Origin of the sequence: Planctomonas sp. JC2975 (genome assembly GCF_012985205.1) — a bacterium.
In the GTDB taxonomy this organism is placed as follows: Bacteria; Actinomycetota; Actinomycetes; order Actinomycetales; family Microbacteriaceae; genus Humibacter.
The window spans coordinates 1-4,927 of the sequence record NZ_JABEKS010000008.1 but is presented as its reverse complement, the minus strand read 5'-3'; the positions used below and the strand labels follow the sequence as shown (position 1 = coordinate 4,927).

The following is a 4,927-nucleotide window of genomic DNA, read 5'->3' as shown; positions in this document are numbered from 1 at the left end:
CCCGACATGACACCTTGGACTACCAGCCGCCACGTGTCGTGTTCGCCGACATCGTGACCCAGCGCCGGCAGCGGGAAGGGAGCCGGTCGCCCGAGTGATTAGTCGCTCGGGATTACTCGAGCTCAGGTAGATCGACGAAGAACGACATCTCGTTGTCGTCATCCTGAGTCGCGCCGTCCACGACGAACCCATCGACGGTCGCGAACTTGTCGAGGAGTGGGCTTAGCTGATGCGCCTCGACCGCGGGTACGTAACCGAGCTTTCGCTCATGCGAGAACACCGCAATCGCGTTGCGATCCGCTGGGTTATCCGGCTCACGCCTAAGAAGGAACTCGCGATCAGCTAGCTTGGCTCTTTCCGAGTCGTTGACCCATCGCTTCGTTGCCACGACTTTGACGCGATTGCTCTTCCCTCCGGCAAGGACCTGGACACGGAGGCTCGAGTACTGGACCTTCTCGATCCGGGCAACCACCTCGGCATGTGGTGTGTCGTCGCATTGCTCGACGACGGCCACAGCCTCGAACGTGAACATCCCGCCGACTTGCTTCATTACGAGGGTGGCAATGCTGAGCGAGACCACTCGAAATGTTCCGGGGAGCTTTGCCATCTCTGCTGCGAGGCCTTTGGTTGCCTGCGCCATGGTCAACCCGGTGGTCGTAATAATTCGCTGCTTCGGCGTGAGAGGCATCTGACGAGAGTAGGCAACTCTTCGTGGCTGCGGTACCACTCGAACGGGGTGTGATGGTCGGCTAGCCGAGCTGGCGCTGGGTGACCTCGAAACGACACAACCCGGCGAACGACAGATCGACGTCCGCACGCTGCAGACCAGCCGACTCGCCCACGCCAGCTTCCGGGCCGCCCCGCCGCAAACCCCGCGCACCCAACCAGCAACAGGACCACACACCGCCGGCCACACCACGAGAAGCCGCCAGAGCGGACTCGATCGGAGCGGCCGCCTTGACAGCGTGCAACACTAACGGCACCGGGGTCGAAGCAGTTGGCTACGGTGTCATTTGCTGGGCACAATAGCTGCCTGACATGCGAAAGGAACCGGGATTGTGAACGCCCACGAAACACGTGAGCTTATCCTCCGCCCCCATTGGTTCAACGGGACCCTGCTGGTCGGCGCAGGAATCATCTGGCTGATCGCTGTCGTACGCGTGGTCATCGCGATCGCGGCGGACGATCCGAGTCAATACGTGCAGGCAGGGGCGCTAGCTGTCATGGGACTTGCAACCCTGACGATCGGGCTGGCCCTCGGTTACATCTGGAACTCCGTTCGAAACGGCAACCGGGATCAATAGGAGCTGTGTAGGTGTGCCTTGCCGTCATGTATCAACGGCAAGGCACACCCTTACCGCCACGTCAGCTCACGGGCTGACTAGCCAGATCTCCCGAGCGCGCTGGAGGATCCGTCAGCGCGCCTATCCGTTTGTGTCTTGGTCACCGGTCGCGGTAATCGTTTCGTCGCGCATTCGACGCCATGAGCTGCGGTACGGCCTTGCCGCGTCTGTGGCGTCTGCTGTTTTGACGGCGATTGATGCTTGAGTCAGCGTTTCGAGATCGGCTGGCTGGACGGCATGCCCGAGAGGAAAGGCGAACTTGGTGCGGAAGTGACTCATCCAAAGGGTGGTCAGCGCGCGATCGGTTTGGACGGTAGCAACGCTGCGGCTGCCTCGTTCGTGGCGGATTATCTCCCAGCCGCCGTCTATCCCGGCACGGGCGGTGAAGTCGGGATCGAAGAGCCAACGCCAAGCGCCATCCGCAAATACCGGAGGATCGCGGTGCTCGCGCGACAAGGGACGGGCAAGGGCTTCAGGGGTCCACGGGGCGGGAAACCAGCTCGTCAGGCTGACAGAGCATTCCAGGGGTGTCAACCACGGGTCAGATTCAGTGTCACGTGCGAGAGCATCTTCCAGCGCTGCGGACACGGCGATCGTCGAGAGCGCGGGATCGCCGTCGTCCAGCAACGCCAGATGCAGTTGGAGCATCCGCACGTACCGACGATGCTCAGCGGTGTCAGCAAACGGAGGCAGCGGGATCTCTGCGACTACCGGCGCATCCGAAGGCAACTCGAGGTCCACGAAACTCGTGACCTCAGCAGAACTCGGAAGCGGGAACCGACCCGACCACAACACCCATGGGCAGATCATCCCAGAACAAACAACCAGACTCAGCAGCCCGCAACGGGATCCCTAACCGGTTGGCCGGGAAGTGTAACGTGTGCGGCCACCCGTAGCCGTACGATGCGGCCATGGCGATGGAGCTTCTGCGTTGGTGGGCAACCCGTGACTGACCGGGGAGGCGCCAAGCCCGACCAGCAGGCGACTTCCTCTACCACGCCGTCCAAGGCATCGGCCAGCACACGAGGTGCGCCGGATCGCAGAAGGGAGATCCCATGGGTCGTTGCAGCGGGGCTCGTGATCTGGTCGGTGTTGCAATTCCGGGTCGTTTTGTCCCAAGGGACTGGTTCCAGCTTGCTTGCCGGACTCGTGGGTGCACTAGCCATCCTGGTCGTGATATTCGTGTTTTTCGCATCACGCTCCCACGCCGTGACCCGTACCATCGCCAGGATGTGTCCAGGGTCGGTGGTGCTTCAGGTGAATGTATCGCCGCGCGTTCTCGACGACATCGCCTCGCTTGCAACACTTGACCCAGAGGGTCTGCGGGCGAGACTGAACTTTCGCATGTTCCTCTTCCTCGCGGTTGAAAGTGACATTGTCAACGTCTACGGAGGTATCTTCCGGTCCCGCCTGATCGTGCAAGTCGCGACAGCGGACCTGACATCGGTCGTGATCGCCAAGTCCATGCAAGGCATGTACAACTTGGAGGGGCTGCGGTTCGAGTTCCACCACAGCGGGCATGAGTACGTGCTGAACGCGCCGCTGCAGTACTTCGCCTATGCGCTTCCGCACATCAGCAAAGGAACGAGTCTGCGCCGGCACCTCGCTGCGGTCACTGCGGTTGTCGGAACGGCCGGACAGGAAGTCAACCCTGGACAGCCTCCCGCGAGCAACTCACCTGAATCGGACAATCCATGCCCCTAGCCAACGAGCGCCCGATCAAGGGTCCGCGAGCGGGCCGAAAACCGCGCGCCGGCATCCCTCGTCCACGTCGCCCTAGATGCGTCAGTCGGGGACCGGTAATCGTGTGAATGTTGATCTGGTGGGGTGGCCGGGCTGGTCGTGCCGGTAGTGTCGCGCTTGGTGGCCTTGTTGGGCACGTTCAGGGTTGGGGGCCGGGGTGGTTTCTGAGTACGAGTTCGTGGGTGGGTATCCGACGCCGGAGACGGTGCGGGCGGCGTATGACGCGGTGGATTTGAACCGTGCGATCCAGTGTTATCGACTGTTTTTCCCGACGGTGTCTGGGTTGGCGATCATGCGTGGCAACGCGGTGCTTGGCCTGGAGCTGAATGAGAGGTTCGGCACTCTGGCGACCAAGCCGATGCATGTCGGATTGACGTTGAATTCGGACACCCCGTACGCACCGCTGTTGCTGGATCTGACCGACGGCCCGTTCGTGATCGAGATGCCGGCAGGTCCGCTGATCTGCATCGCGATGGATCTGAACCAGCGGTGGGTGCTCGATATGGGTCTGCCGGGTCCGGACGCTGGTGCCGGCGGCAAGCACTTGTTGCTTCCGCCCGGATTCGACGGTGAGATCCCGGGCGGGTTCCATGTGGGGCGCTCGTCAACGAACAAGGTGATTGTGGGCATCCGATCGCTTCCGCTTGGTGGGGATGTTCCGGCGGCGACGGCGCGATTGTCGACGGTGGCAGTACACCCGCTGACGCCGGGGGCGGACTGGGTGGAGCCGGAGTTCATTGATCTGGACTCGTTGCCGCAGGACACCACCCCGAACGCGGTCGAGGGGAGTTTCGCCTTCTGGGAGGCGCTGAATGAGATCGTGCAGACCGAGCCTCCGCTGGAAAGGTTCGCGGTTGCGTACGGCGAGCTTGGCGCGTTGGGGATCGAGAAGGGCTCATTGTTCGCACCGGATGAACGGATGCGCCGGATTCTGGAGGCGGCAGCGGTGGAAGCGGATGCCCAGTTGCGGGTGGAGTCGCTCGCAGACCGTCGCCCCGACCGTGTCGTGTGGCCCGGCATCCAATGGGAATGGGCGGCGCTGCGCTTCGAGAACGGTGACTTCGAAGGTCCGCAAGCTCTGGACAGTGAAGCGCGTGACAAGTGGTTCTTCCAGGCCATCGGGGCGAGCCCGGCCATGTTCCGCCGCGATACCAAGGCCGGATCGCTCTACTGGCTCGGCTCCCGAGACTCCACTGGTGCGTACCTGAACGGCTCCAACAATTACACGCTCACCGTGCCACTACCCGTACCGGGCAAGCTCTTCTGGAGCGTCACGGTCTACGACGCCCGCACACGTAGCCAGATCCAAACCGACCAGGGCAACGCGTTGATCAGTTCCCTCTTCGACCTCGACAATCTCGGCAACGAGGACTCGATCACCCTCCACTTCGGACCCAACCCACCCCGCGACGCCGAGCAGAAATGGATCAAAACCATCCCCGACGCCGGATGGTTCACCTACTTCCGCATCTACGGACCCGAACAACCCGCGTTCGACACGACGTGGAGTCTCCCCGACATCACCCAAGCCTGAACTCCACGGCACCATCGCCCGCCAACGATCATCACCCAAAGTGGGCAACAACTCGGCCCGCCTTGATCCGGCCGGTTACGCGCGGCCGTGGCAGCTCAGGCGTCCGCGCCTTGAGGCATGCGCGGAAGTGGATCCGCCTACGGGCCGCGTTCCCGACTGTGGGAAGGGCGGGGGTCCGAGGACTTGAGCGCTTGCGGGCGAGAGTGGGCGCTGGACCCAGTTCAGCTGACAACGAGCGGCTTGAGTTCACGTTCGGCCCAGTCCCGGAAGGTTGTCGGCGACCCGGTATGCGCAGTGCGCTTGACAG

5 protein-coding genes are annotated in these 4,927 nt (G+C 62.7%); 3 read left to right on the top strand and 2 right to left on the bottom strand.

Annotated elements, in window-relative coordinates; all coding sequences use genetic code 11:
* Nucleotides 1–112: 112 nt before the first annotated feature.
* Nucleotides 113–688 (bottom strand): HIRAN domain-containing protein, encoded by a 576-nt coding sequence (locus tag HII28_RS19790; RefSeq protein ID WP_205865126.1) that lies wholly within the window; start codon nucleotides 686–688, stop codon nucleotides 113–115.
* Nucleotides 689–1,058: 370 nt separating this feature from the next.
* On the opposite strand from HII28_RS19790, the gene HII28_RS19785 reads away from it, so the two are divergent.
* On the top strand, nucleotides 1,059–1,304 hold the full coding sequence (locus HII28_RS19785; RefSeq protein ID WP_170027672.1) for a hypothetical protein: 246 nt from the start codon (nucleotides 1,059–1,061) through the stop codon (nucleotides 1,302–1,304).
* A gap of 120 nt (nucleotides 1,305–1,424) precedes the next feature.
* On the opposite strand, the gene HII28_RS19780 is transcribed toward HII28_RS19785, so the two are convergent.
* Complete coding sequence (locus HII28_RS19780) at nucleotides 1,425–2,084, bottom strand: hypothetical protein (RefSeq protein WP_170027670.1); 660 nt, start codon at nucleotides 2,082–2,084, stop codon at nucleotides 1,425–1,427.
* Between the two features lie 468 nt (nucleotides 2,085–2,552).
* Here HII28_RS19780 and HII28_RS19775 point away from each other — a divergent pair, with 468 nt between their 5' ends.
* Both HII28_RS19775 and HII28_RS19770 read left to right on the top strand, forming a co-directional pair.
* On the top strand, nucleotides 2,553–3,047 hold the full coding sequence (locus tag HII28_RS19775; RefSeq protein WP_170027668.1) for a hypothetical protein: 495 nt from the start codon (nucleotides 2,553–2,555) through the stop codon (nucleotides 3,045–3,047).
* 196 nt (nucleotides 3,048–3,243) lie between these two features.
* On the top strand, nucleotides 3,244–4,620 hold the full coding sequence (locus tag HII28_RS19770) for a DUF1254 domain-containing protein (protein WP_205865125.1): 1,377 nt from the start codon (nucleotides 3,244–3,246) through the stop codon (nucleotides 4,618–4,620).
* Nucleotides 4,621–4,927 lie beyond the last annotated feature (307 nt).